This is a genomic window from Neolewinella sp. (assembly GCF_965214665.1).
Classification (GTDB): domain Bacteria; phylum Bacteroidota; class Bacteroidia; order Chitinophagales; family Saprospiraceae; genus Neolewinella.
Map to the genome: position 1 here is coordinate 4,448,610 of NZ_OZ243970.1, position 25,126 is coordinate 4,473,735.

Annotated in this window: 24 protein-coding genes; 17 read left to right on the forward strand and 7 right to left on the reverse strand. The window is 59.6% G+C overall.

Annotation, left to right across the window (positions count from 1 at the left end):
* Window positions 1-14 precede the first annotated feature (14 nt).
* The 3 genes from ACOOHD_RS19085 to hemA all read left to right on the forward strand — a co-directional run bounded on the left by ACOOHD_RS19085 (window position 15) and on the right by hemA (window position 3,674).
* The gene (locus tag ACOOHD_RS19085; protein ID WP_420459473.1) at window positions 15-1,283 is read left to right on the forward strand and encodes a 1-acyl-sn-glycerol-3-phosphate acyltransferase; all 1,269 of its coding nucleotides are present in this window, start codon (window positions 15-17) and stop codon (window positions 1,281-1,283) included.
* A gap of 3 nt (window positions 1,284-1,286) precedes the next feature.
* Entirely contained in the window at window positions 1,287-2,216 is a 930-nt protein-coding gene (locus ACOOHD_RS19090; protein ID WP_420459474.1) for a calcium/sodium antiporter, read from the forward strand.
* A gap of 267 nt (window positions 2,217-2,483) precedes the next feature.
* The gene (hemA, locus tag ACOOHD_RS19095; protein WP_420459475.1) at window positions 2,484-3,674 is read left to right on the forward strand and encodes a glutamyl-tRNA reductase; all 1,191 of its coding nucleotides are present in this window, start codon (window positions 2,484-2,486) and stop codon (window positions 3,672-3,674) included.
* A 20-nt stretch (window positions 3,675-3,694) separates the two neighbouring features.
* Here hemA and ACOOHD_RS19100 read toward each other — a convergent pair whose 3' ends face one another.
* Window positions 3,695-5,251: a hypothetical protein gene (locus ACOOHD_RS19100; protein WP_420459476.1), complete on the reverse strand. Its 1,557-nt coding sequence runs from the start codon at window positions 5,249-5,251 to the stop codon at window positions 3,695-3,697.
* A 202-nt stretch (window positions 5,252-5,453) separates the two neighbouring features.
* On the opposite strand from ACOOHD_RS19100, the gene ACOOHD_RS19105 reads away from it, so the two are divergent.
* The 7 genes from ACOOHD_RS19105 to leuB all read left to right on the forward strand — a co-directional run bounded on the left by ACOOHD_RS19105 (window position 5,454) and on the right by leuB (window position 10,933).
* Complete coding sequence (locus ACOOHD_RS19105; RefSeq protein WP_420459477.1) at window positions 5,454-6,608, forward strand: 2-isopropylmalate synthase; 1,155 nt, start codon at window positions 5,454-5,456, stop codon at window positions 6,606-6,608.
* Window positions 6,609-6,667: 59 nt separating this feature from the next.
* Window positions 6,668-8,050 carry a 3-isopropylmalate dehydratase large subunit gene (gene leuC / locus ACOOHD_RS19110; RefSeq protein WP_420459478.1) on the forward strand — a complete coding sequence of 461 codons (1,383 nt, stop codon included), beginning with the start codon at window positions 6,668-6,670 and terminating at the stop codon, window positions 8,048-8,050.
* A gap of 134 nt (window positions 8,051-8,184) precedes the next feature.
* The gene (locus tag ACOOHD_RS19115) at window positions 8,185-8,556 is read left to right on the forward strand and encodes a four helix bundle protein (RefSeq protein ID WP_420459479.1); all 372 of its coding nucleotides are present in this window, start codon (window positions 8,185-8,187) and stop codon (window positions 8,554-8,556) included.
* A gap of 130 nt (window positions 8,557-8,686) precedes the next feature.
* Window positions 8,687-9,292 (forward strand): 3-isopropylmalate dehydratase small subunit, encoded by a 606-nt coding sequence (gene leuD, locus ACOOHD_RS19120; RefSeq protein ID WP_420459480.1) that lies wholly within the window; start codon window positions 8,687-8,689, stop codon window positions 9,290-9,292.
* Between the two features lie 38 nt (window positions 9,293-9,330).
* The gene (locus ACOOHD_RS19125; protein WP_420459481.1) at window positions 9,331-9,576 is read left to right on the forward strand and encodes a hypothetical protein; all 246 of its coding nucleotides are present in this window, start codon (window positions 9,331-9,333) and stop codon (window positions 9,574-9,576) included.
* Window positions 9,567-9,860 (forward strand): type II toxin-antitoxin system RelE/ParE family toxin, encoded by a 294-nt coding sequence (locus ACOOHD_RS19130; RefSeq protein WP_420459482.1) that lies wholly within the window; start codon window positions 9,567-9,569, stop codon window positions 9,858-9,860. Before ACOOHD_RS19125 ends, ACOOHD_RS19130 begins: the two co-directional genes overlap by 10 nt.
* A 5-nt stretch (window positions 9,861-9,865) precedes the next feature.
* A complete protein-coding gene (leuB, locus tag ACOOHD_RS19135; protein WP_420459483.1) occupies window positions 9,866-10,933 on the forward strand; it encodes a 3-isopropylmalate dehydrogenase in 1,068 nt (355 codons plus the stop codon).
* Between the two features lie 161 nt (window positions 10,934-11,094).
* On the opposite strand, the gene ACOOHD_RS19140 is transcribed toward leuB, so the two are convergent.
* From ACOOHD_RS19140 to ACOOHD_RS19160, 5 genes are all read right to left on the reverse strand, one after another.
* Entirely contained in the window at window positions 11,095-11,613 is a 519-nt protein-coding gene (locus ACOOHD_RS19140; RefSeq protein WP_420459484.1) for a YfiT family bacillithiol transferase, read from the reverse strand.
* Window positions 11,614-11,660: 47 nt separating this feature from the next.
* Entirely contained in the window at window positions 11,661-12,656 is a 996-nt protein-coding gene (locus ACOOHD_RS19145) for a hypothetical protein (protein WP_420459485.1), read from the reverse strand.
* A gap of 256 nt (window positions 12,657-12,912) precedes the next feature.
* Entirely contained in the window at window positions 12,913-13,998 is a 1,086-nt protein-coding gene (locus ACOOHD_RS19150) for a DUF4837 family protein (RefSeq protein ID WP_420459486.1), read from the reverse strand.
* Window positions 13,999-14,052: 54 nt separating this feature from the next.
* Window positions 14,053-14,385, reverse strand: coding sequence for a regulatory protein RecX (locus tag ACOOHD_RS19155; protein ID WP_420459487.1), 333 nt, complete (start codon window positions 14,383-14,385; stop codon window positions 14,053-14,055).
* Window positions 14,386-14,688: 303 nt separating this feature from the next.
* The gene (locus tag ACOOHD_RS19160; RefSeq protein WP_420459488.1) at window positions 14,689-15,495 is read right to left on the reverse strand and encodes a pseudouridine synthase; all 807 of its coding nucleotides are present in this window, start codon (window positions 15,493-15,495) and stop codon (window positions 14,689-14,691) included.
* Window positions 15,496-15,619: 124 nt separating this feature from the next.
* Between ACOOHD_RS19160 and ytxJ the strand changes: the two genes are divergently transcribed.
* Both ytxJ and ACOOHD_RS19170 read left to right on the forward strand, forming a co-directional pair.
* Window positions 15,620-15,958: a bacillithiol system redox-active protein YtxJ gene (gene ytxJ / locus ACOOHD_RS19165; RefSeq protein WP_420459489.1), complete on the forward strand. Its 339-nt coding sequence runs from the start codon at window positions 15,620-15,622 to the stop codon at window positions 15,956-15,958.
* Complete coding sequence (locus tag ACOOHD_RS19170) at window positions 15,955-16,854, forward strand: nucleoside phosphorylase (RefSeq protein ID WP_420459490.1); 900 nt, start codon at window positions 15,955-15,957, stop codon at window positions 16,852-16,854. Before ytxJ ends, ACOOHD_RS19170 begins: the two co-directional genes overlap by 4 nt.
* Here the strand turns inward: ACOOHD_RS19170 and ACOOHD_RS19175 are convergent.
* Window positions 16,807-17,772, reverse strand: coding sequence for an ion channel (locus ACOOHD_RS19175; protein ID WP_420459491.1), 966 nt, complete (start codon window positions 17,770-17,772; stop codon window positions 16,807-16,809). The two genes, ACOOHD_RS19170 and ACOOHD_RS19175, sit on opposite strands and share 48 nt — an antisense overlap.
* A 300-nt stretch (window positions 17,773-18,072) precedes the next feature.
* On the opposite strand from ACOOHD_RS19175, the gene ACOOHD_RS19180 reads away from it, so the two are divergent.
* Genes ACOOHD_RS19180 through ruvX form a run of 5 tightly spaced genes read left to right on the forward strand, consistent with a single transcriptional unit; the run spans window position 18,073 to window position 25,109 of the window.
* Window positions 18,073-18,696, forward strand: coding sequence for a TetR/AcrR family transcriptional regulator (locus tag ACOOHD_RS19180; protein ID WP_420459492.1), 624 nt, complete (start codon window positions 18,073-18,075; stop codon window positions 18,694-18,696).
* A gap of 11 nt (window positions 18,697-18,707) precedes the next feature.
* Window positions 18,708-20,030, forward strand: coding sequence for a TolC family protein (locus tag ACOOHD_RS19185; RefSeq protein ID WP_420459493.1), 1,323 nt, complete (start codon window positions 18,708-18,710; stop codon window positions 20,028-20,030).
* A gap of 31 nt (window positions 20,031-20,061) precedes the next feature.
* On the forward strand, window positions 20,062-21,246 hold the full coding sequence (locus tag ACOOHD_RS19190) for an efflux RND transporter periplasmic adaptor subunit (RefSeq protein ID WP_420459494.1): 1,185 nt from the start codon (window positions 20,062-20,064) through the stop codon (window positions 21,244-21,246).
* Window positions 21,239-24,694 carry an efflux RND transporter permease subunit gene (locus ACOOHD_RS19195; protein ID WP_420459495.1) on the forward strand — a complete coding sequence of 1,152 codons (3,456 nt, stop codon included), beginning with the start codon at window positions 21,239-21,241 and terminating at the stop codon, window positions 24,692-24,694. Before ACOOHD_RS19190 ends, ACOOHD_RS19195 begins: the two co-directional genes overlap by 8 nt.
* 4 nt (window positions 24,695-24,698) lie before the next feature.
* Window positions 24,699-25,109 carry a Holliday junction resolvase RuvX gene (gene ruvX / locus ACOOHD_RS19200; RefSeq protein WP_420459496.1) on the forward strand — a complete coding sequence of 137 codons (411 nt, stop codon included), beginning with the start codon at window positions 24,699-24,701 and terminating at the stop codon, window positions 25,107-25,109.
* Window positions 25,110-25,126 lie beyond the last annotated feature (17 nt).

Sequence of the window (25,126 nt, forward strand, 5' to 3'; positions counted from 1 at the left end):
TCTACCTCACCCCTATGTCTTCCGAACCCTTCTTCTGGGTACTGCACTTTATGAGTCGCTGGATGCTGCGCGTGTTTTACCCCGGTATGGAGACGGAGGGGGTGCACCACGCCAATCACCCGGGCCCGATGCTGCTGTGCGGTAACCACCCGAACACCCTGGCCGATCCCCTTATGGCGGGTATCCACCTCAATTATCAGACCTTCTTTCTGGCCAATGCCGGGCTGTGGATGAATCCGATCACGGCCTTCGTCATCGACCCTTTTTGTGTGCCCGTAGCCCGGCCCAAGGATAAGGAGGCCGGGGCCGATAAGGGCAGTAAGGAGGAGGTGTTTAACCGTACCTTTGCCGCCCTGGAGAGCGGTAAGATCATGTACATCGCTCCCGAGGCCTATTCCGAGCTGGAGCGTAAGCTGCGCAAGATCAAGGCCGGCGCGGCCAGTCTGGCCCTGGAGGGCGAGGCCCGTAACCATTGGCAGCTTGGCGTGACTCTACAGCCCGTGGGCGTGAACTACGAGAGCCCCACGACCTGCTTCAGCCGGGCCTTTACCCGCTACGGGGAGCCCATCGTAGCGGCGGAGTGGCGCGAGGCCTACGAGAAAAGCCCCATGCGGGCCGTGCGCGGACTGACCGACGAGCTGAGCCGCCGCATGCAGGAGCTGCTCATCCACACCCACGATAAGACCGAGGAGCGCTGCCTGCGCCGCATCGAGCGTAGCGTGCAGAACGACCGTCCGCTGACCGTCTCGCAGCACCACTTCCGTACCAAGCGCATCCTGGAGTGGCTGCGTACGCTTGAGCCTACCGATCGCGAGCGGCTGTGTGAGTTAGCCGGTCGCTACGATGCGCTGCTGCGGCAGACCAAGCAGCAGGACATTGAGTTTAGCACCAATCCCTACCGCACCTATTCCCTGGGACTGTTCCTGGGCCTGCCGCTGTTCCTCTACGGACTGCTGAATCACCTACCCTGGCTGCTCACCATCAATGCCATCTGGCGCGCCCTGGGAATAGACCGGGGGTATAAGGCTACGGTACAAACGCTGGGTAGCTGGTTCATCCTACCGCTTACCTATCTGCTTCAGACCCTGCTATTTAACGGGGTGTATCCGGAGGGCATGGGTTGGCTGTATTTACTGAGTCTACCCGTGACGGGTCTATTTGCCCTACGCTACTGGACTACGTACCGGGCCTTCTGGGCGGGTCGCTTCAGTGGGGAAGGTGACCGGGATGCCGAACTACAGTCCCTACGCGGACAGCTTATGGAAGTAATCCCGAAGCTTTAGGCCATGGACTTACTGCTACAGATTGGCATCTTCGTGGTGGCCATCGCGGCCCTGCTGTGGGCTAGCGACCGGTTTGTAGCCTCGGCCGAGCGGGTGGGCCTGTCGCTGGGCATCAGTCCGTTCATCATCGGGGTCACGATCGTGGCCTTCGGCACCTCGCTGCCGGAGCTAGCCACTAGCATCGTATCCGTGCTTGACGGCACCAGCCAGATCGTAATCGGCAACGTGGTGGGGTCTAATATCACAAATATTGCCCTGGTCCTCGGCCTCACGGCCGTGGTCGTCAAGACTATTGACCTGGAGGATGACCTCTGGCACATTGACATTCCCTTTCTGTGGGGCAGTGCTTTTCTGCTCTACTTTGCGGTGATGGATGGTGACTTGTCGCTATTTGAGTGTGCGCTTTTTTTGGGGGGCATCGGGATCTTTCTCGCCTACAGTTTCAAGGATCAGACGAAGGCCGACAAAGCTGACCGCCCCACCGCCGGTTGGCCGGACTACCTTTTTCTCATCCTGGGGGGAGCCGTGGTGAGCCTTTCGGCCAGCTACGTCATCGCATCCATCACGGCCATCAGCGTGATCCTCAATATCGCGCCGAGCGTGATCGCCCTTTCCGCCGTAGCGGTGGGTACCTCGCTGCCGGAGGTGGCGGTGAGTCTGGCCGCCGCCCGTAAGGGCAAGGCCAGTATCGCGGTTGGCAACGCCATCGGCTCCAACATCTTCAACACCTTCATCGTCATGGCCATTCCACGCTTCTTCGGTCCGCTGGTCATCCCGCCCGAGATCATCACCACCTACCTGCCTCTCATGATCGTGATGACCGTCCTGCTCGGGGTGATGAGCAACAACGGCAAGATCACGCGCTGGGAGGGGGGGGTGCTGCTGCTGTTTTATGCGTGGTACTTTTCGGCGATCATTCAGGATGCTGGGTAGGCGTAAGATGCGGCTTGCCCCGATAGCTATCGGGGCGCCGTGCAACGCAACTTGCAGTTGCGGCGTGGACGCTCTAAGTTTTCAACGATGGGAGTTGGTTGTTGTTAATTACTATATCAAAGCGCGCAGTCGTAGACTGCGGCTGACGGCACTGCCGGGGGCAGCATCCTACATTTCTACACCCGGCTGACAGAAGCCCCCGCACGGTAAATTATCTTTGCAACCGCCCCAAGTCACTCCATGCTGCAGCACTTTCACATTCTTACCTTGACCCATCGCGATGCCAAACTCAAGGAGGTCGGCGCGCTGGTGACGGCCTTCGAGGGGGAGCACGGACTGCGGGAGCGACTCACCTGCCTGCGGGAGCGGGGATTGGTTGACGAGGTGTTCTACGCTTCCACCTGCAACCGGGTGCTGTTGCTGTTCACTACGGAGCGCAAGGTGGACGAGCATTTTCAGGCCTCCCTACTTCCTGGGTCCGTACCAGATTTGCGACGTATGCGGCACCTTGTGGGACTGGATGCCATCCGACATCTGTACGAGGTAGCTGGCTCGATCGATTCACTCGTGGTGGGTGAGCGGCAAATCCTGGGGCAGCTACGCGAAAGCCAGGTGATGTGCCGCGAGTGGGGCCTGATCGGCGACGACCTGCGTATCATCACCAATCAGGCCGTACTGGCCGCTAAGGATATCTACGCCAATACGCGCATTGGGGAGAAATCCGTATCGGTGGTTTCGCTATCCATGCAGCAACTGCAGCGCCACGCGCCGAGCCGCAAGGCCCGTATCCTGATGATCGGTGCCGGGCAGACGAATGTGCTGGTCGCGAAGTTCCTACGCAAGCAGGGCTATAGCCACGTCACCATCGTCAATAGAACGCTGGAACGGGCCGAGCAACTCGTCAGTGGGTTCGACCACGGGAAGGCCATTGCACTGGAGGAGTTGGACTGCTACACGGGGGGCTTCGACGTGCTCTTCGTCTGCACCGCCGCCGCCGAGGCCATTATTACCCCGGAGCGCTTTGATGCACTGCTAGCCGGTGAGGAGGCTAAGGGAAAGATCATTGTTGACCTGGGCGTTCCGGCCGATGTGGCTGAGGCCACCGTGGCCACTTACGACTTCACCTACATCGCCATCGAGCACCTGCGGGCCCTGGCCGAGGAGAACATGGACTTCCGCCGCCGCGAGGTGGAGCTGGCCCACACCATCATCGAGCGCCACCTGGTTGAGACCGAGACGTTGTACCAGACGCGCCTTATCGAGCGGGCCATGTCAGAGGTGCCCGGTCAGATCAAAGCCATCCGTCACAATGCCGTGAATAAGGTCTTTCGTAAGGAGATCGAGCACCTCGACCCCGCGGCCCGCGAGCTTATGGATCGGATGATGCTCTACATGGAAAAGCGCTGCATTGGCATTCCCATGAAGGCGGCGCGGGAGGCGGTGCTGTCGCGCACTTAACTTGTCCGCCGCCGAGTAGGCTATACCAACTCCCGACTCTCCTCAAACTGCCGCCGGATCACTTCCTGCACGCTCACTCCCTCGATTTTCGATTCCAGCCAACTGGGGATATCGAGGTAGGTGAAGGGGCGTGACTCATACGGCAGTTTCGCCACCTCATCCAAGGTTTTCTTTAGCTTGATAAATTCATCGCGTAGGTCTTCCTCACGGATGCGGGGGATGCGGCGCAGGAAGCGGAAGATCACCCGTTGGGTCTCCTGGAGGTGCTCCACCTTGGCTAGGAAGCGGTACACACTCTTTACCTGGTACTCGACCAGTTGCACGTTGCCTAGCTCGAAGTGGCAGATGAGGCTGAGGATACGGGCGTAGGCCTGGATGTCGGAGCGGTAGTTAGGGCTGCGCTGGTTGATGATCAGGTTCAGGTAGTCGATGGCCGTATCGTTGTCACCACTGCCGAAGTAAAGGCAGGCGATGCGGTAGTAGAACACCATGTGGCGGTGGTCGTCCCAGTTGTAGCGGTTGTCCTGGATGACCTCCATGATCTGTGGCACCAGCCCTAGCCCCTCGGTGAAGGTGCCTTCCATGTAGTGGCGGCGGATCTGGTGGTCGAACTGGTAGAGGTGGTACAGCCCGGCTACGTTGACGTTATTGGTCAGGTCAAACTGGTGGGGGAACAGATCCAGCTGGTGCAGTTCGGCGATGAAGCGGTCGTACTGCCACATGTTGAACAGGTTGGCCAGGTGGTTATGCAGTCCCTTGAGGTAAAGTGGAGCGTTGACCTCGGTCATCTTGGGCTGCTCGCGGAAGAGATCGACCCAGCGCTGCGTGTACCGGTAGCAGAGGGGAAACTCCTGCTGCATCAGGTACAGCCAGGTGTAGCTCTGGCAGTAGTAGACCTTACCCCAAAAGTCGAGCTCCTCGAAGGGCGTATCCGGAAGATTAGCATTGAAAAAGGCCTGTACTGCCCCGGCCTCCTGCTCGCTGCTGACCAGTCCGTTGGTGAGGTACAGTCCGTAGAGCCGTAGCGAAAGGTTAGAAAAGCCGTTCGTATCGCTGATCTTACCGGTCAGCTCCTCGCACTCCTTGCTGAGCTCCTCAGCGCGGCCCTCGATGCTGCGGGTGATGTACTGCCCCTCGATGAGCTTTTCAAACTGGGCGGTTTCGAGGGCAATGGTATGGGACTCGATATCCAGGGCCCGTTTCTTAACTTTTTCGAGTATGTCCAGCGACTGGCGGTACAGCCCCTTATTGTAGAGGATACGGGCGTAGTCGAGGTTTTCGCGCAGGGTAATTTCCTCGTCCTTGTTTCGGTTCAGTAACCGCAGGGAGGTGAGGAGCTGTTTATACAGGTGGGCCTTTAGGTTGCTGAGCTGCGACTTTTTGATACCTTCGATGCGCTTTAGCAGATAGGCCTCGTCGTATTCCCCGGTCCGTTCTAGGATATCGAATAGTTGCAAGAATAGGATATCGGCCTCCGCCTGCTGGTTGCGTTTGACAAATAGGCGAAAGTGTCGTTTTTCGGCTCGGTTAAGGGAGGCTACAAGTTTAAGTAAGTCGTCGGTCTTCTGCTTAGGCATTGTATAAACTGTTTCGGTAAGTGCTTGAATAGCAAAGGACTGCGCAACAATTCCTCCGTCATCCAGGTAACATTGCGGTAGATATTCCCCACCACCGCGGCCCGGACTTCCGGGCGGGAAGCGTTATTTTCACACGAACGACCATAGACTGTTAGAATCCGCCCTAAAGATAGCAGAAGCCGGTAAACCGCCCGAACCAAGTATGATCACCAAGCAAGTTCAGATTTTCGACACTACCCTGCGCGACGGCGAACAGGTGCCCGGCTGTAAGCTGGATACCCGCCAGAAGCTCGTCATCGCCCGTCAGCTCGAACGCCTCGGCGTCGACGTCATCGAGGCCGGCTTTCCGGTTTCCAGCCCGGGCGACTTTAAATCCGTCGAGGAGATCGGCCGCACCGTAAAGGACGTCGTTGTCTGCGGCCTCACCCGCGCCGTAGCCAACGACATCGACGTAGCCGCCCGGGCCCTGAAGACCGCCCGCCACCCCCGTATCCACACCGGCATCGGCGTCAGTGACAGCCACATCCAGTACAAACTGCGCACCACGCCCGACAAAATCATCGAGCGGGCCGTGGCTGCCGTCAAGCACGCCAAATCGTACGTCGAGGACGTCGAGTTCTACGCCGAGGATGCCGGTCGGGCCGACAACGAGTTCCTCGCCCGCGTCATCCAGGCCGTGGTCGACGCCGGAGCCACCGTACTGAACATCCCCGACACTACCGGCTACTGCCTGCCCCAGGAGTACGGTGCCAAGATCGCCTACCTGCGCGATAATGTCAACGGCATCCACCGCTGTACCCTCTCCACCCATTGCCACAACGATCTCGGACTAGCCACCGCCAACTCCATCGCCGGCGCCGAAAACGGTGCCCGCCAGATCGAGTGCACCATCAACGGCATCGGTGAGCGGGCCGGCAATACCTCCCTGGAGGAGGTGGTGATGATCATGCGTCAGCACCCCCACCTGGACCTGTACACCAACGTCAACTCCAAACTCCTGCTTGAGACCAGCCACCTGGTCAGCGAGAGTATGGGTATGATGGTACAGCCCAATAAGGCCATCGTCGGTGACAACGCCTTCGCCCATAGCTCCGGCATCCACCAGGACGGGGTGATCAAGCGCCGCGATACCTACGAGATCATCGACCCCGCCGAGGTGGGTGTGGACCAGTCCCGCATCGTGCTCACCGCCCGCTCCGGCCGCGCCGCCCTGGCCTACCGGTTCAAAAACCTTGGTTATAACCTCACCAAGGTGCAACTCGACGACATCTACCAGGAGTTCCTTAATGTCGCCGACCAGAAAAAGGAAGTCGAGGATGCCGATCTACAACGGATGATGGAGGGGATGGCTGCTTAATTTTGCCTGCACCCGCGGCCCCGCCCCGAGTGTTACCTGTATAAAGCTTATTCTCCCTCATGCCTACCCTATTCGACAAAGTCTGGGACGCCCACGTAGTCACCCAGGTACCCGGCGGCAACCAGGTGCTTTACATCGACCGCCACCTGATCCACGAGGTGACGAGCCCGCAGGCCTTCAACGGACTGCGCGAGCGTGGTATCCCCCTAGCCCGGCCGGCCCGCATCGTAGCCACGGCCGACCACAACGTACCCACCAAGGATCAGCACAGACCCATCGCCGAGCCGCTGAGCCGCAAGCAGGTGGAGATGCTGACCACCAACTGCGCCGAATTTGGTGTGGAACTGTACGGTCTCGGCCACCCTTACCAAGGCATCGTACACGTGATCGGACCGGAGCTGGGCATCACACGGCCCGGCATCACGATGGTCTGCGGCGATAGCCACACCAGTACCCACGGGGCCTTTGGGGCTATTGCCTTCGGTATCGGTACCAGCCAGGTCGAGCAGGTGATGGCCACTCAGTGCGTGCTGATGAGCAAGCCCAAAAAAATGCGCATCAGCGTGGACGGCAAGCTACAGTCCGGCGTGACGGCCAAGGACCTGATCCTGTACATCATCGCCCAGTTGGGCACCGGTGGCGGTACGGGGCACTTCGTGGAGTACGCCGGCTCGGCCGTAGAGTCACTGAGTATGGAGGGCCGCATGACGGTCTGTAATATGAGCATCGAGATGGGTGCCCGGGGCGGGCTTATCGCTCCCGACCAGACCACCTTCGACTACCTGGAGGGCCGGGAGTTCAGTCCGCGGGGGGCTGACTGGGACCAGGCCGTAGACTACTGGCGCACTCTGCCCACCGATGCCGATGCGGTATTTGACCAGGAGTACCACTTCCGTGCCGAGGATATTCCGCCCATGATCACCTACGGTACCAATCCGGGTATGGGCATGGGCGTGACGGACGACATCCCAGCCCCCAGCGAGCTGCACGGCGAGGCCAGCATGCAGAAGGCCATGACGTACATGGGCCTGGAGATGGGGCAGCGCATGGAGGGTATGCCCGTGGACTACGTATTTATCGGTTCGTGTACCAATTCCCGCATTGAAGATTTAAGGTTGGCGGGCGCGCAGGTGCGGGGCAAACGGGTGGCGCCCGGCGTGACGGGCATCGTGGTACCGGGCTCGCAACAGGTAGCGAAGCAGGCCATCGCCGAGGGACTGGACAAGCTCTTCGAGGCGGCCGGCTTCGAGTTCCGGGGCGCGGGCTGCTCGGCCTGCCTGGGTATGAATGAGGATAAGGTGCCGAGCGGGCGCTACTGCGTAAGTACTTCCAACCGCAATTTCGAGGGCCGGCAGGGGCCGGGGGCGCGCACTATTTTGGCTAGTCCGCTGACGGCGGCTGCGGCGGCGGTGGCTGGGCGGATTGTGGATGTGAGGGAGTGAATTTACGATTTACCGTTTACTATTTACAATGTACCATTTGCGGCTCTGCTCGCTGCGCTCGTGTAAAATACCACTATTTGTTTGTTTTTGCTGATTAATTTTTTAGCTTCACCCCGTACTTAGAGAAAACTGATATGAATGCGGATGAATTGGAAATACGGTTGGTGAGGTTTGGCGTTCGTTGTACGATGCTCTGTAGAGCCTTGCCAGTGCAGAAGTATTATGATGCTAAACACGTTGCGGATCAGTTACTGAGGGCAGGTACCCACGCTGGCTTTCACTACCCAGAGGCAAGATCGGCTGAATCTAGACGGGACTTTCTGCACAAGCTCAAAGTGCTCCTGAAGGAACTGCGCGAATCGAGAGCGGAACTTCGCTACATCTATCACATGAAGTATGTGGAACCTAGTCGCGTAGAACCTTTGCTCGAAGAAGCATCGCAGCTGATCGCGATTTTCATTGCCACTACTAAAAAGCTAACTGCAAAGGAGGAGAAAGCTGCCTAATTAACGGCTAGGTAGATATGCAAACCTCCAACGTGCGGTAGCTAGATATTAAATAATCAATTTTACATCTCAAATTACCACGTCCGCCAATTGTAAATGGCACTTGGTAAATTGTAAATGGTAAATCCAAATGACCCCCTTCAAAACCCTAACCTCCACCGCCGTCCCCCTACCCATCGAGGACGTCGACACCGACCAGATCATCCCGGCTCGCTTTCTTAAGGCAACAACCCGCGAGGGCTTCGGCGAAAACCTGTTCCGCGACTGGCGCTACGACAAGATGAATCACCCCAAGGAGGACTTCGTGCTGAATAATCCTGCGTACAGCGGAGAGATCCTGGTAGCGGGGGCCAATTTTGGCTGCGGTTCGAGCCGCGAGCACGCCGCCTGGGCCATCGCCGATTACGGTTTTCGGGCGGTGGTGTCGAGCTACTTCGCCGACATCTTCCGCGGCAATGCCCTCAACAATGGGTTGCTGCCGGTGACGGTGAGTGCCGAGGTGCTGGATGAAGTATTTCGCACCATCGAGGCCAATCGCGCCGCCCGCTTCACGGTCAATCTGGAGCAGCAGACTTTTACCAACGAGCAGACCGGCACCGTGACTGGCTTTGCCATCGACGAGTACAAGAAGACGTGCCTCATCAACGGCTACGACGACATCGACTTTTTGCTGAGCCAGGGGGAGAAGATCGACGCCTTCGAGGCCGGGCGGGTGGATTTTTCGCTCAGCAACTAGCTAAGCCAGCGCACCGTTTACCGTATAAACCATCGCTTATGTCGATCGCCGAACTTCAATTGGACATCATTGATAGGATTATCAACACTCAGGATACCAAGGTGCTAGAGTACATCAGCGCATTGCTTCACGATACGGTAGATGCTGATGGCGAGAGTCACTGGGATACCCTTCCCGAAAGCGAGCGGCAACGCATGATTAAAGCTGCGGTGGATATTCACAACGGTAAAGGAGAAGCCATCTCTCACGAAGTAGTCATGGAGAAATACCGCAAGTGGCTCTAGTTATCGAATGGAAAACTGAGGCGGAGGATCAACTTGATCAATCGCTTCATTACTTCCTCGCAAATTTTAGCGAACGCACTGCGAGCACTTTTTATGCAATGGTGCTGGAACGGTTGGATACACTAAGTAGATATCCTGAATCTGGGAGGCAGGTAGGTAACGAGGTGCTCGTACGGTATGCTTTGATTAAAAAATCACACTACGTTTACTACACTTTTTCCGACTCCGCTCTTACTGTTATAGGCCTGTACGGCACAAGACAGGAAGATAATCCATATCTATAGCTTACATGCCTCAATTCAACCTAGCCGTCCTACCCGGTGACGGCATCGGCCCCGAAGTCACCGCTGAGGCCACCAAAGTACTCGATGCCGTAGCCACTAAGTTCGGCCACACTTTCGCGTATACCTACGCCCCCGTAGGTGCCGTAGCCATCGACGAGACCGGCCATCCGCTACCGGATACCACCCTGCAGCTCTGCAAAGATTCCGACGCCCTGCTGTTCGGGGCTATCGGTCACCCCCGCTTCGACAACGACCCCTCGGCGAAGGTGCGCCCCGAACAGGGGTTGCTCCGCCTGCGCAAGGAGCTCGGCCTGTACGCCAACCTACGGCCGGTAGCCAGCTACGCTGAGCTCGTCGACCTGAGCCCGCTGCGTCCCGAACGGATCAAGGGGGTGGATATGCTCATCGTGCGCGAGCTCACCGGTGGCATTTACTTCGGGGAGAAGGGTCGACTTAACGACGGTAACACCGCCTACGACACCTGCACCTACCACCGCCACGAGATCGAGCGTATTGTGAAAATGGGATTTGCCGAGGCCCGCGCCCGCCGCGGCAAACTCACCTTAGTCGACAAGGCCAACGTGATGGAGTCCAGCCGGCTGTGGCGCGAGATTACCCGCGAGCTCGCTGCGGAAAATACCGACGTGGAGCTCAACTTCATGTTCGTCGACAACGCCGCTATGCAACTCATCCTGAACCCGGCCCAGTTCGACGTGATCGTCACCAGCAATATGTTCGGCGACATTCTGTCGGACGCCTCCAGCGTACTGGCCGGCTCCCTGGGCCTGCTGCCATCCAGCAGTGTCGGCGCTACGGTGGGCATGTTTGAGCCCATCCACGGCTCCTGGCCGGAGGGGGCGGGGCAGGATCGGGCTAATCCGGTAGCCGCCATTCTTTCCGCCGCCATGCTGCTCGATCACCTGGAGTTACGGGATGAGGCTATCGATATTCGCCGGGCGGTAAGTACGGCACTCGCCTCCGGAGTGGGCACCGAGGATCTTCGGCCCCGAGAGCAAATCGGTACTCGGGCGTTTGGGGATCGGATTGCTATGGGGGTGCTGTACTCGGGATAAACGAAAAGCGCCCGTTCCCACTAGGAACGGGCGCTTCTACGTTGGTATCACCGCCCTGCTGAGCGACTATTGGTTACCATCGCCATCATCAGTACACCCACTCAGGGCGAACACGGCAAGTGCTAAAAACAGCAGGCTGAGCCGGCTGTAGGATAAATTAGTCAAATCAGCTGCAAGTGCCCCAAGTGGTGCCGCCCGTGCCAGGCATAGTGGGCCGCCAGCGTATCCAGCTGGTAGGTGATGCCACTGCCCGGATGGTAGGCTGTGCGCGCCCACTGCGCCTCCGTACACTGGGCCAGCAGCACCGCCCAGCGCAGGTGCAGACCCCGCAGAATATCTAGACTTGCCTGCACCGGCACGGCCTGCACGTCCGGCAGCTCCGCCCAGCGCACCTCGTCGTAGGGTACCAGGGTAGGGTGGTCCTCGACCAGCGTCACCTTGCACCGGCGGTACGCATGCAGGTGACTATCGGCCAGGTGGTGGATCACCTGCTGAGCCGTCCAACCCCCGGGGCGGTAGCTGACGTCCAGCAGTTGCCTTTCGTGAAGGCTACGGGCCACCCACTCCAGCTGCTCGGGCAGCGCACCGATTTCCTTGACCACGCGCAGGCGTAGGGCCGCATCTCCGGTCTCCGGCAGGGCAAATCTTCCGATGGGGTAGCTCAGGGTTTCCGTATTCATCCACTCAAGATAGGGGGCGGGGGCGCAGGTGCAAGGCTTCAAGGAACTTACCCCACACGCAGCGCTAGTCCAATCTCAATGCGCCACTTGCCCTCGATCGGGGAGTAGTCCCGCAAGTACCGATTCACGGCACTGTTAAGGATGATGCGCTCGGTGAGGTGAAAGTATACCCCGGTGGCGAGGTAGGGGGTGATTTTGATGGTTTCCCACGAGGGGGTACGGTCCGGATCTGTGCCGGAAACTCGCTGCGAAACACCGTATAGAATACCTAGGCCGGCGTATGGATCCACAAAATTATTCCGCACGGGAACCAGGTATTTCGCCTCCAGGGCCCCCGTCACCGATGCAGAATCAGCGGGCTCTAGTTGTGGATCGTATAAGTAGGTCGTACGCAGATAGCGCAGATCAACTCCGACAAGCAGGTACGGCCGCAGCACGCGATCCACCTCCACCTGTGCCCAGCCGTAGAGCCCGTAAACGTCATCCCCATCTTCTGACAGCGAAAGGGAAGCCAGGTGCCCGTTCAACACCCACTGGCCTTCTTCCAGGCGCTCGGGGATGCGCTCCTTGTTCGACCAGCCACTCAGTGAGATTAGACTGCCCACCTCTAGGGTGACGGCCTGGCTGCGTGAACTGTATGCATAGCCCAGCGATACCCGTCCAAACACCCCCGGCGAAAACCGGTATTCCGCGCCCACCATAGGCTGTAGAGCTAAGTAGCTGCCGCTATCGGCTACCGCCCCCACGCCGAGCTCTACGTAGGGAATGAATCCGCTCCGCTCCCCGAAGTAGTAGCGACCGAACAAGTCGCCGCGCAGTCTGCCATTATTGCGGGTATTGAATAATCGCTCGTTATCCGCACGTGTAATCACGCCCAGGAGTAGCCGATCGAACAGAAACCCTCCCCCCTTGAAGTAAAAGTCGTCTTCGGGGGCATCGACCCGCAGGCTTGACCGCCCATCGATCACCACGTCGCCCTGCCGGTGCTGGGCGGTGACGGCAGACCAGGCGGCCAGGAGGAGAACGAATAACAGAAATCTCATGGGCAAAGCACTTGGGGAGGCGAGGGCCGACAAAGCTAGCAATTGTCCGAACCACGTAGCGGCCGATTACGTAGCGGAACCAAGTAGCCCGCTAGCCCGTTGTGCCACCTATGTCTCTGCCCACCGACTGGCGCGGCCCCGTTCTCCTCGCCGCCGCCGCCTACAACCTGCTCTGGGGTGCCTGGGTGGTGCTTTTCCCAAGCCACGTTTTCACCCTTACGGGTATGGTACAGCCACTCTACCCGATGATGCCGCCTCAGTTGACGGTCGCCGTACGGATCACCTGCACGACCTCCTCCATCAGGTCACGCTTCTTGCGGCCGGGGGCGTAGACGAAACCATCGACGAGCACCAGCTCGTTGCTGGTCGTATCGTTGAGCAGGTAGGAGACGAAGGGGCCGGCCAGGAAGTCGTTTTCAATCTCCCAGATGCCGCGGCCCTCGATGGCGTAGGTGCCGTTGAGCTCCGTAGCCTCGGTGAAGAGCGGCAGGTCCGTATCGTTGATCTGCATGTAGGTGTTATTGGTGGTCGAGCTGACGTACTCGCGGCCAATGCGGTTGCGGATCTCCTTGAGCCCTTCCTTACTCAGCTGGGCCTGGCTCCGGTAGGGGACCTTGGTGACCATGATATTCAGACTTGCGCCCTGCACCTCCTTGCGCAGCCACACCACGCTGTCTGCATCCAGCGGTACCCGCACGTATCCCCCCGGTATCTCCAGGTTGGCACCCGCTAGTTGCTGCACCGTATCACCCAGCCGCCGGTTGACCCCCTCAAAGTAGGTGGTGACCCGCATCCGCTCGTCCTCGCTCTGCTGTAGGCGGCGCACCACGCCGGGATAGACGTTGCTCATACCGGTCAGCAGCTCATCGTGGTTCTTGCCCAGGATGTACACCAGTTGCTGGCCCGTAGCCCACTTATTCTTGGCTACCGCCGTGCCAAAACCCTCGCTGCGTACCTGCTGAATCTTCTCGTCGCTCAAGTCCTGCAGCACCATCTGGGTGGTGGGGCTATCCGTGTCGCTCAGGTCGGCCAACACCACGTAATTGCGCAGTTGCCCCCAGGTGGGCTCGGCCACGATGCGGCTGGGCTCGATGAAGCGTACGTCAAAGATCGGTTCGGGCTGGGGGAGGAGGATATACGGGGCCTCGAAGAAATAGGCCACCGAGTCGCCGGCCCCCGCCTTCCAGGTGCTGCTATCGGCCACCACGACCAGGCTATTGATCTGCCCGAAGGCCGAGGGAGTAGGCTGGAAGGTGCTTTCCAGCCGCTCGTTGCCACAGGAGGCCAGGCCCAGGCAGCAGGCTAGCACGAAGACAAAGATGCGGTAACGGGATACGGACATGGAGCGAAGGGTTCTGCTAGGAGAACAGATGAGTTTTGGTGGGGTTTTGGTGGGTCACAGACCCAACTCATTGATCGCCTCCCACACCAGCCCGTTCTCGTACCCCCGCTTAAACATATAGTCAGCCAGCGCCCGTCGCCGTAGGTAAGGGTGCTGACCGGCCTTCTCCGCTTCGTTGCGCCGCAGCAGCTCATTACACATCGTGGTGTAATATTCTTCCTCGTCGATCTCGCTAAGCCCCTTCTTGATGCAGTAGGCGCTGAGTTGCCGCTTCTTGAGCCCGTCGCGAATCTTGTACCGGCCCCACCGCTTCATTTTAAACTTGCCGCGGGCGTAGCTGCGGGCGAACCGCTCCTCGTCCAAGTACTTCTCCTTGATCAACTCCACAATCACCAGCTCGGCCGCCTCGCCGTAGTACCCTAGCTCGTGCAGCTTTTCGCGCGCCTCCTTATGGCAACGGTCCTGGTAGGCACAGTAGTGCTGCAGGGCCTCCAGGGCCTGCTCGTGGGTGTAGACAACCTTTTTCTCGGGGGGGAAGGCGATGATTCCTACAATTTGTGGTAAATATACTACATTCCTCCCTGCTTACCTTGCACTCCCGTGGATTTACGTCAACTCTAAGCCCCAACTCTGAGCCGACCTTCCTGGAGATCGGTTTTAAAATGCTGGCCGGCCTCATTCTGCTAATGGTCAAGGAGTAAAGTACTTCAACCGCCGCACCTCCTCCTCCGATAAAAAGCGGTAGAACCCCCGCGGCAGGTTCTTCTTCGTCAGTCCGGCCAGGTAGGTGCGGTCGAGGCGCTCGACGGTGTAGCCCAGGTGCTCGAAGGCCCGGCGCACGATGCGGTTGCGGCCGCTGTGGATCTGTAGGGTGACCGTAAGTGGGTCGTTGGGTTTGGCGTAGCGGGCCCAGTCGACCTGGAAGGGGCCGTCGTCGAGGTCGAGGCCGGCCTGTAGTTTGGCCAGATCGAGCTCCGAGAAGGGCCTGGCGAGGGTAGCCTCGTAGATCTTGCTGGTCTCGAAGCGGGGGTGGGTCAGGCGGGTGGTCACGTCGCCGTCGTTGGTGATGAGGAGTAGCCCGGTGGTGTCGCGGTCCAGCCGGCCGACGGGAAAGAGGCGCACCCTGGCCAGGGCGGGCTCGTCGAGCAGGTCCATGACGGTGGTCCGATCGTGCTCGTCGTCGGTGGTGGTGATGACGTTGCGCGGTTTGTTGAGTAGGATGTAGAAGAAGCGCTCCGAGGGAGCTACCACCTTACCCTCGTACTCCACCACGTCGCCCTCCCGGATCTGGTAGGCCGGGTTGTCGAGCAGCTCCCCGTTCACCTTCACCTTACCGGCCTTGACCATATCGCCCGCCACCCGCCGGCTGGCCACCCCGCTGTGGGCAATGTACTTGTTGAGGCGCATGCCCACGATCTCCTCACTGGCCCGCTCCAGGCCCGGTGGGGGGGCGGAGTTGCGGGCCTGGGAGCGTTGGAAGCGGCGGGGTGGTTTCATGGTGGCGGGATAAGCGTATGATTAGCACCGCACCCGCGGCCCCGCCCCAAGGTACGTCTACAGGCCAACCTAGCCTTTCGCTTCTAGCAAACGAACCGACCCCGCCACCCGGCGTTACCCCGGCATGTTCCACACCATGACCACCTCCGCCGATCTGGATGCCGCCCTGGCCGCCTCCCAGGATCAACCTATCGTCATTTTCAAGCACAGCAACAGCTGCCCCTTCTCGGCGCGGGCGCAGGTGCAAATCTCGGAGGCCAAGCACGACCTGGAAATCTACGGCCTCGTGATCCAGTACGCTAAGGAGCTCTCCACCGAGATTGCCGAGCGGCTCGGCGTGGAGCACAAGAGCCCCCAGGCCATCGTGGTCAATAAGGGCGAGGCCGTCAGCGACTACTGGCGCGGCGACATTCAGGAAGACCGCCTCAAGCAGGAGGTCAGCGAGCTGAGCCAGGCGGCGTGATCCCGGCCTCGGAACTGATCCTCCGACCCAACGGCGCCGTTTACCACCTCGATCTGCTGCCCGGACAGGTAGCTGAGACCATCATCACCGTGGGTGATCCCGAACGGGTGGCCCAGGTGAGCCGGCGTTTTGACCGTGTCGAGTTGCGGGTGGAGGCGCGGGAGTTCGTTACTCATACCGGGGAGCTCGGTGGCCGGCGGCTCACTGTGATCTCTACCGGCATCGGTACGGATAATGTCGATATAGTCCTAAACGAGCTCGATGCCCTGTTCAATATCGACCTGGGCCGCCGGGAGATACGTAATGAGTTTACCGAGCTTACCTTTCTACGGTTAGGCACCAGTGGCTCATTTCAGCCTGACCTGCCGCTGGATAGCTTTCTACTCTCCGAAACGGCGCTTGGACTGGACGGACTACTCGCTTTCTATCCCCCGCCCGATGCGCCCGATCCGCTGACGGTCGCACTGGTAAAGCACCTTGACCGGGCGGGTACCCACCTACCCGTGCCACCCCTGCTTGCCCGGCCCCGGCTACCGATACTGGATTGGTCATTGATCCCGGCTATGGCCCGCGGCATCACCCTCACCGCCGCCGGTTTTTATGCGCCCCAGGGACGAAGCCTGCGTCTGCCGAGCGGAATGTCCCCCCGGTTGCTCACGGCGCTGCGGGAGTTCCGGCACGACGATCTACGTATCACCAACATCGAGATGGAAACGGCCGGCATCTACGGTCTGGCTACCGCCCTGGGGCACCGCTCGGCCTCCCTATCGGCGCTGCTCGCCAACCGGGCGCAGGGTACCTTCAGCAGGCAGCCCGCCGCGACGGTCGAGCGCCTCATCGACCAGGGTTTACTCCTCCTCGTAGGCATCGGTGCTGCTGATGCGGTCGATGAATAGCTCCGTAAGGTGCTCGCGCTCCTCGTACATGGGCCGAAAGCGCAGGTTCCAGCCTAATTCTTCGTAGGTGTAGCTCTTATTGATGTGCACCTGCTGGGCGAAGGTCTGATCGTAGGCATCTACGGCCACCAGCAGCTCGGAGTAGCGGCGGCAGTAGTCGTCGCGCGTCCAGCCGTGCATGGGGCTCTCCGCGGTAATGGGGTGTACGATCGTCCAGTTGAGGGGGAAGAGCGGCACGAACTCGCGTTCCAACTCCAGAGGATGAAACTTGCGGTTGAGCCCCCGCTCCGTCTCCTCCAGCCAGGTCAGCACCACCCGCGCCTGCACGTTGATCAGACTGGTATCGCGCTTGTTGACAATGCGGAACTGCAAACTCTTTAGTCCGTCCCGGAAGGGAGCTACGATGGCCTTTTCCGAAAACAGGATCATCCGCGTCGGTCGCGAGAAGCGAGCGAAAAACAGCCCCGTCACCAGCGCGAGCGCTACCCAACCGAAGAGCGCCAGCAGGGCGGCCAGGGCGTTGGCAGGTACTGAGTCCGGGGCGATGCTGCCGTAGCCCACCGTCGTGAAGGTCTGCACGCTAAAGTAAAAGCAGCCTAAAAATTTATCGAAGGCACTCCAGCCCTCGATGCCCGAAAGCTGCTCCGGTCCGATCAGGTAAAAACCCGCCGCAAAGAGCAGGTTACACATTGTATACACCAGCACCGTCAGCCCGATAAACCGCGGCCAGCTCATCTCCACCAGGTTCTTATAGGGGGCAAAAAGCGATTGTCCGCTACGGGTAACATTAAAACTTCCGTCGGCGTTGATCAGGCGGGTGCCAGGCTGGCGGGCCACCTTGTCTCCTAGACCAAAGTCACCCTCCTGCGTGGGATCACCAGCGGGGGAAAGGCGGTTGCGGAGGGTCTTGGGGTTCATAGTGAGTTGTTGGGTTATTGCGTTGTTGCGGGGCCGTCGTTGGAGGTGAGATAGGTGTGGTAGGTGTGACATGGGGGCAGGGTCGCAGGTGCAGCGAACGTGAAAAGTACGACCCAAACGAGCGAAGCGAGCATCCCCTTCAACGCAACAACCCAACAACTCAACAACCCAAATCACGAGCGAAGCGAGCATTCCCTTCAACCCAACAACTCAACAACGCACTAACGCAACAACATGAGCAAACAACAAAAAACCTAGAAAACTTTAGAACTATTCAAAGTTTCCACCGTTCTTTGCGGCGTGATCGACACCAAGGAGAGACAGAAACTGATCGAGAAGGCCGGCGAGCTTTTTATGCGCATTGGTATTCGGAGTGTGAGTATGGATGATATCGCCCGCGAGCTCGGCATCTCTAAGAAGACACTCTACCAGACCGTAGAGAATAAAGAAGAACTGGTGCAACTAGTGCTGGAGGAGGATACCCGTCAGGACCTTTGCATCATGGTAGATAACCGGCACGAGGCGGCCGATGCCATTGATGAGTTTCTGCGCAATAGTCGCTACTTCATCCGCGAGATGCGTAAGGTGTCTCCTACGGCCATGCGTGACCTGCGCAAGTACTACCCGGACATCTGGCATACCCAGGTGAAGGCCCACCAGCATGAATTTCATAAGGGGGTGAGGGCTAATCTGGAACGGGGCATGGAGGAGGGGCTGTACCGGGACGACATCGACGCCGAGGTGATCGCTAACCTCTATGTGGGGATGACGATGATGGTCATCGACCGGGGGGTGTTCCCGGCCCAGGACCGTCCGCTCTCCGAGATCCTGCGCCAGCACAGCACCTACCACTTCAACGGTATCGTCAATCAGTTTGGCCGCGACCGGCTAGACTACTACCTCAAGCAAGAAGACCTCCCCTAAGTATACGCACCATGCGAATCTCACTCCTCATCCTCGGCTTGTTTTTCTACGGAGGGCTGATGGCGCAGGAAACTGCCACCACCGCGAGCTACTCGCTGGAGGATGCCGTCAACTTTGCCGTACTCAACTCCAATACCATTCGCAACGCCCGCGTCGACATCCTCGATGCGGAGCAAAACGTGCGCGAACGGCTCAGCACGGGTCTGCCACAGTTCAACGCCAGCCTAGACTTCACCCACTACCTTAAGGTGCCCGTGCTGCCCCTGCCGGAGGCCTTCGCCAACGGCGACCCCAACGCCCCCACCTCCATTGCGTTTCAGCGCAAAAACAATTTTACGGGGGGACTGAGCCTGAGCAGTATGCTCTTTGATGGCTCTTTTTTCGTAGGGCTACGCGCGGCCAAGGCCAGTCGTAGCTACTTTAACTTACAACTCGAGGATGCCCAGCGGCAAATCCGCAGCCAGGTTACCCAGAGTTACTTTCCCGTCTTACTGCTGTCTACCAACGTACAGATCCTAGACCGCAACATCGCTAACCTCGAAAGTCTGCTGCGCGAGACCGAGGCCCAGTACGAAGCAGGCTTCGTGGAGCAGCTCGACGTAGATCGCCTCCAACTTAGCCTGCGCAACCTACGCGCCAACCGCGCCGACGTAGAACAGCAGCGCGAAAATGCCCTACGCGCCCTCAAGTTTACCCTCAACTACCCGGAAGATCAGGAGCTCGCGGTCGCCGACGACCTGGACCAGCTTGAGATCGGGGTCGAAGAGGCGGCCCTCACCGCAGACATCCCCTACCAGCAGCGCAGTGAGCTCCGGGTGCTGGATGAAGCCCTCGTGCTCCAGGATCTGAACGTCGATCTGCAACGTGCCGCCTACCTACCCCGCCTGGATGCTACGGCCGCCGCCCAGTACCAGTACCAGGGCGATAACCTCAGTGACGGCTTCTGGGCGCCGACGGTACTGGTGGGTGTCTCCGCCTTCATCCCCATCTACGACTTCGGGGGGCGCAGTGCCCGCCTACAGCGCGCCCGCCTCGCTAAGGAGAAAGTGGTAAATCAGCGCGACGACCTGCGCCGCAGCATCGCCCTCGAAGTACTTAACGCCCGCGGCACCTTCAACACCGCCCGCGAACGCCTCAACGACAACCGCGAAAACCTCGACCTGGCCCAGCGTATCTACGACGTCACTCAGATCAAGTACAAAGAAGGGGTGGGCAGCAGCATCGAGACCGTACAGGCCGAGCAGCAACTCTACGAGGCCCAGGCCAACTACCTCAATGCCCTCTACGACACCCTGGTCGCCAAAGAAAACCTCTACCTCGCCCTCGGTCGCTAACCCACCCCCGCAACTCGCAACCCGCACCTCCATGAACCGCATCCTATCCGCCTCGCTCCTGCTCCTCCTCCTTTGCACCTGCGGCCGCGCCCCCGATGACGCCGTGCCGGAGACGTCTGAGGAGATCCAACAGGCCCTCAGGGACCGCCGCGCCGAACTTCGTACCCTCACCAAGGAGGTGGAGGACCTGGAGCTCAAACTCGCCGAGGTAGACCCCAGCTTTGCCCCCAACGCTACCCTGGTTGCCTACGAGACCGTGGAGCCCAGTAGCTTCACCAACTTTGCCGAAGTGCAGGCAACCGTACGCGCTTCCGAAACGGCGATGGCCACTCCGGAAATACCCGGCCGCATCCTGCGCATGAACTTCGAGGAGGGAGATGCCATCCGGAAGGGACAGCTTGTGGCCACCCTCGACGTAGAGGGCACCGAAACCCAGCGCGCCGAGCTCGAAACCGCCGCCGGGCTGGCAAAGACCGTATACGAGCGACAGGAGAAGCTGTGGGAACAGAACATCGGCTCCGAGATCCAGTACCTGCAGGCGAAGAACAACTACGAGCGCATTCAGCAGCAAATCAAAGCCATCGACGTACAGGCCAATAAGCGCAACGTCTATGCCCCCCTCACCGGCACCGTAGAAAGCGTGATGCTACGCACCGGCGAGGCCGCCCTGCCCGGCGCGCCGATCCTGTCCATCATTAGCACCAACGACCTGGACATCGTAGCCGACGCCTCCGAAGACCTGCTCACCAAGGTCAAACTGCGCCAGCAGGTGCACGTGCGGGTGCCGGCCCTGGGCCTGGAGTTCGACGCCCCGATCAGCCGTATCGGCCGCACGGTGGACCCCGCTAACCGCACCTTTGAGATCGAGATCGACGTGCCGCGGCAGTACATGAACCAATTGAAGGCCAATCTACTAGCCGAGGTAGAGGTGCAGGACTTCGAGGCCGCCGACCTGATCGTAGTGAGCCAGGACCAAATTCAGCAGGATGTGGACGGGCAGCGCTACGTATTTACCGCCGAAGATGGGGAGGAGGGTGAATTGGTGGCCCGCAAAACTTACGTCCAAACCGGCCCAAGCTTCAACAACCAGGCCGTAATCGAAAGCGGACTGAAACCCGGTGACCGCATCATCACCACCGGTGGGCGGGGGCTCACCGACGGACAGCCCATCGCCCTGAGCCAATCACCCCTTCAACCCACCGCGACCAATGGCTAATCCACAGAAAAGAACCTTCGGGCTCACCAACCTCGCGGTCGACAACGGCACCAGTGTCTTCCTGCTGGCGATCATGATCCTGATCTTCGGGCTCTACGCCTACGAGCAGGTACCCAAGGAGCAGTTCCCGGAGGTGGAGCTACCGCAGGTGTACATCAACACCCCCTACTTCGGCAACTCGGCCGCCGACATCGAGAGCCTTGTGACCCGGCCCCTGGAGAAGGAGCTACAGGGCGTGGACGGGGTGAAGGTGATCCGTTCGACCAGCATCCAGGATTTCAGCGTCATCACCGTGGAGTTTAACTCCGACGAGGACTTTGACGACGCCCTGCGCCGGGTGAAGGATGCGGTGGACCTGGCTAAGGCCGAGCTCCCCACCGACCTAGACACTGACCCGGTGGTACAGGAGATCAACCTGTCGAAGTTTCCCATCGTCACGGTCAATATGAGCGGTGACTTTCCGCCCGAGGAGCTGCGCCGCTACGCCGAGCTGATGCAGGACGAGCTGGAGGAGGTCGACGGCGTAAGTGCTGTAAACCTCAAGGGGGTGCAGGAGCGCGAGATCGAGATTGCCGTGGACGTGCGCAAGATGGAGTCATTGCAAATCAGCTTTCAGGACATCGAGAACGCCATCGCCGGTGAAAACCTGACGCTTTCCGGGGGCGAGATCATCAACAATGGCGTGCGGCGGGCCATCCGCGTCGTGGGTGAGTTCAACGACGCCGAGGAGCTGGCCGGCACCATCATCAAGAACGAGAACCAGCGCCTGGTGTACCTGCGCGACGTAGCCGACGTGACCTTCGGCTACGAAGATCCCAAGAGTATCGCCCGGGCCGATGGCCTACCGGTGATCAGTCTGGACATCATCAAGCGCTCGGGCGAGAACCTGCTTAGCACCTCGGACGAGTTGTTCGCCAAGATCAACGAGGTACAGACCCGCCTGCCGGACGACCTGAGCATCACCTACTTCAACGACCAGTCAGACAACACCCGCAGTGAGGTAGACAACCTGGAGAACAGCATCATTTCCGGGGTGATCTTGGTGGTAGTGGTCCTCCTCTTCTTCCTGGGCCTGCGCAACGCCCTCTTCGTGGGGATTGCCATTCCGCTGTCGATGCTGATGGGCATCCTCTGGATCTGGCTCACCGGCGTGACGCTGAACATCGTAGTGCTCTTCGCCCTCATCCTGGCCCTGGGGCTACTGGTAGATAACGGCATCGTGATTGTGGAGAATATCTACCGTTACATGCAGCTCGGGGAGGTATCGGACCGGGCGGCCAAATTCGGGGCGGGCGAGGTGGCCTGGCCCATCATCGCTTCGACGGCGACGACGCTAGCGGCCTTCATGCCTCTGGCCATCTGGCCGGGTATTGTGGGGGAATTCATGAAGTACTTCCCCATTACGCTGATCCTGGTCCTCACCTCCTCCCTGATCGTAGCCCTGGTCATCAACCCCGTGCTGGCCAGTCGCCTCATGCGGGTCGACAAGCGGGCCGAGACGCGGCAGGGGCGGCGGCGTAAGGTGCGCAATACCCTGCTTACCGCCGGAGGACTGATGGTCATCGGGCTGCTCGGACTGGTGGCCGGGGTCACCTGGGTATTTAACCTGATGCTGGTCAGCGCGCTCGTCACCCTGGTGTATTTCTTCCTGCTGCGGCCGGCCTCCTTTGTGTTTCAGGACCAGTTCCTGCCCTGGCTGGAAACGAGGTATAATCGCTTCATCGGTTTTGCCCTCCGGTACAGTAAGACGATGATTTTCGGTACGGTGGGTCTGCTGGTCCTCTCCGTAGCCCTGACGGTGGCCTTTCCGCCGAAGATCGTTTTCTTTCCCGAAGCCGACCCCCTTTACGTAAATGCGTTCGTGGAGCTGCCGCTGGGTGCCGACATTGAGGCGACCAATGAGACCACGAAGATTCTGGAGGATCGTATCCTCAACATGCTCAAGCCTTACGACAATGTGGTAGAGGCGGTGCTGACCCAGATCGGCGAAAATACCTCCGACCCCAATGCGCCACCGGAGCCCGGCTTCACCCCCAATAAAGCCCGTATCACCGTCAGTTTCGTACCCTACCGCGAACGGGGCGGGGTCAGTACCCGTCAGGTGATGGAGGAGATGCGCCAGGTCGTGCGCGGTCTGCCCGGGGTAAAGGTCAGTGTAGACCAGAATGCCAACGGCCCGGCTACCGGTAAGCCCATCAATCTGGAGATCAGTGGGGAGGACATCGACCGCCTGGTCACCCTAGGCGACCAGGTGACTAACTACATCAACACCCAGGGCATCCCCGGCATCGAGCAGCTCAGCGCCGACATCAAAATTGGAAAGCCCGAACTGTTGGTACAGGTGAATCGGGAGGCCGCCCGCCGCTACGGCCTATCCACCTTTCAGATCGCCAGTGCCCTGCGCACCTCCGTGTACGGAAGGGAGATCAGTAAATACAAGCTCGGGGAAGACGAGTATCCGATCTACATCCGCCTGGACGAGGCGGACCGCAACAACGTGGACAATCTGCTCAATCAGCGCATCACCTTCCGCGACCCGGCTAGCGGACGCATCACCCAGGTGCCGATCAGCACGGTAGCTAGTGTACAGTACACCAGTACCTACAGCTCCATCAAGCGCAAGGACCTGGACCGGGTGATCACCATCAGCTCCAACGTCCTGGACGGCTACGTAGCCAACGACATCATCCCCGAGATTGACGCCGCGCTCCAGGCCTACGACTTTCCGCAGGGCTTCAGTTACGAATTTACCGGGGAGCAGCAGCAGCAGCAGGAGGACGTGGGCTTCCTGCTCGGGGCCTTTGTGTTTGCGCTCTTCCTGATCTTCATCATCATCGTAGCACAGTTCAATAGCATTAGCTCGCCCTTTATCATTCTGACTTCGGTGATCCTATCGACCATCGGGGTACTGCTGGGCTACTTCTTCTTTGGCGGCACCTTCTCGGTGATCTTCACCGGCGTGGGCATCATCTCGCTGGCCGGGGTAGTGGTCAATAACGCCATTGTACTCATCGACTACACCACGCTGCTGATGCGCGACAAGGTGGAGGAGCAGGGGCTGGACAAGATTGCCGATCTGGAGCTCAGTGAGATTCGCGATGCGATCATCGAGGGCGGGGCTACGCGTCTGCGTCCGGTGCTGCTTACGGCCATCACTACGGTCCTCGGACTGATTCCGCTGGCCGTAGGGTTCAACTTCGACTTCTTCAGTTTCATTGCCAACTGGGACGGCCGGCTCTTCATCGGTGGAGACAACACCGCCATCTGGGGCCCCATGGCCTGGACGGTCATCTACGGTCTGGTCTTCGCCACCTTCCTTACCCTGGTGGTGGTGCCCGTGATGCTCTGGTTATTGTACAAAACCCGCCGTGGGGTACGCAGTATGCTGGGACGCTTCGGGGCTGACGAGGAAGTGGAGGCCGCCACCCTGGAAGTTGAAACCACCTAGGCGGATGCGTATCCTGGCCATCGACTACGGGACGAAAAAATGCGGCCTGGCCGTCACCGACCCGCTGCAGCTTATCGCCACCGGTCTGGAGACCGTACCCACCGGGCAGCTCTACGACTGGCTCGCCGACTACCTGGCTTGCGAGGAGGTTAGCGATCTGGTGGTGGGTGAGTCGCTGCAGGAAGACGGGACGGCCAATCCGGTACAGGGGGAGATCGTCGGCTTCGAGCGCAAGTTCGCCCGATTGTATCCCCACGTCACGTTGCACCGGCAGGAGGAGTATCGCACCAGCGTCCGCGCCCGGGAGAGTCTGTTGACCATGGGGATGAAGAAAAAGCAGCGGCGCGATAAGGCCCGGGTAGACCGTATCGCGGCGGCCCTACTACTCCAGGACTTTTTGGAAGAAAGGCGGTAACCTTGCGCCCGTCCCCC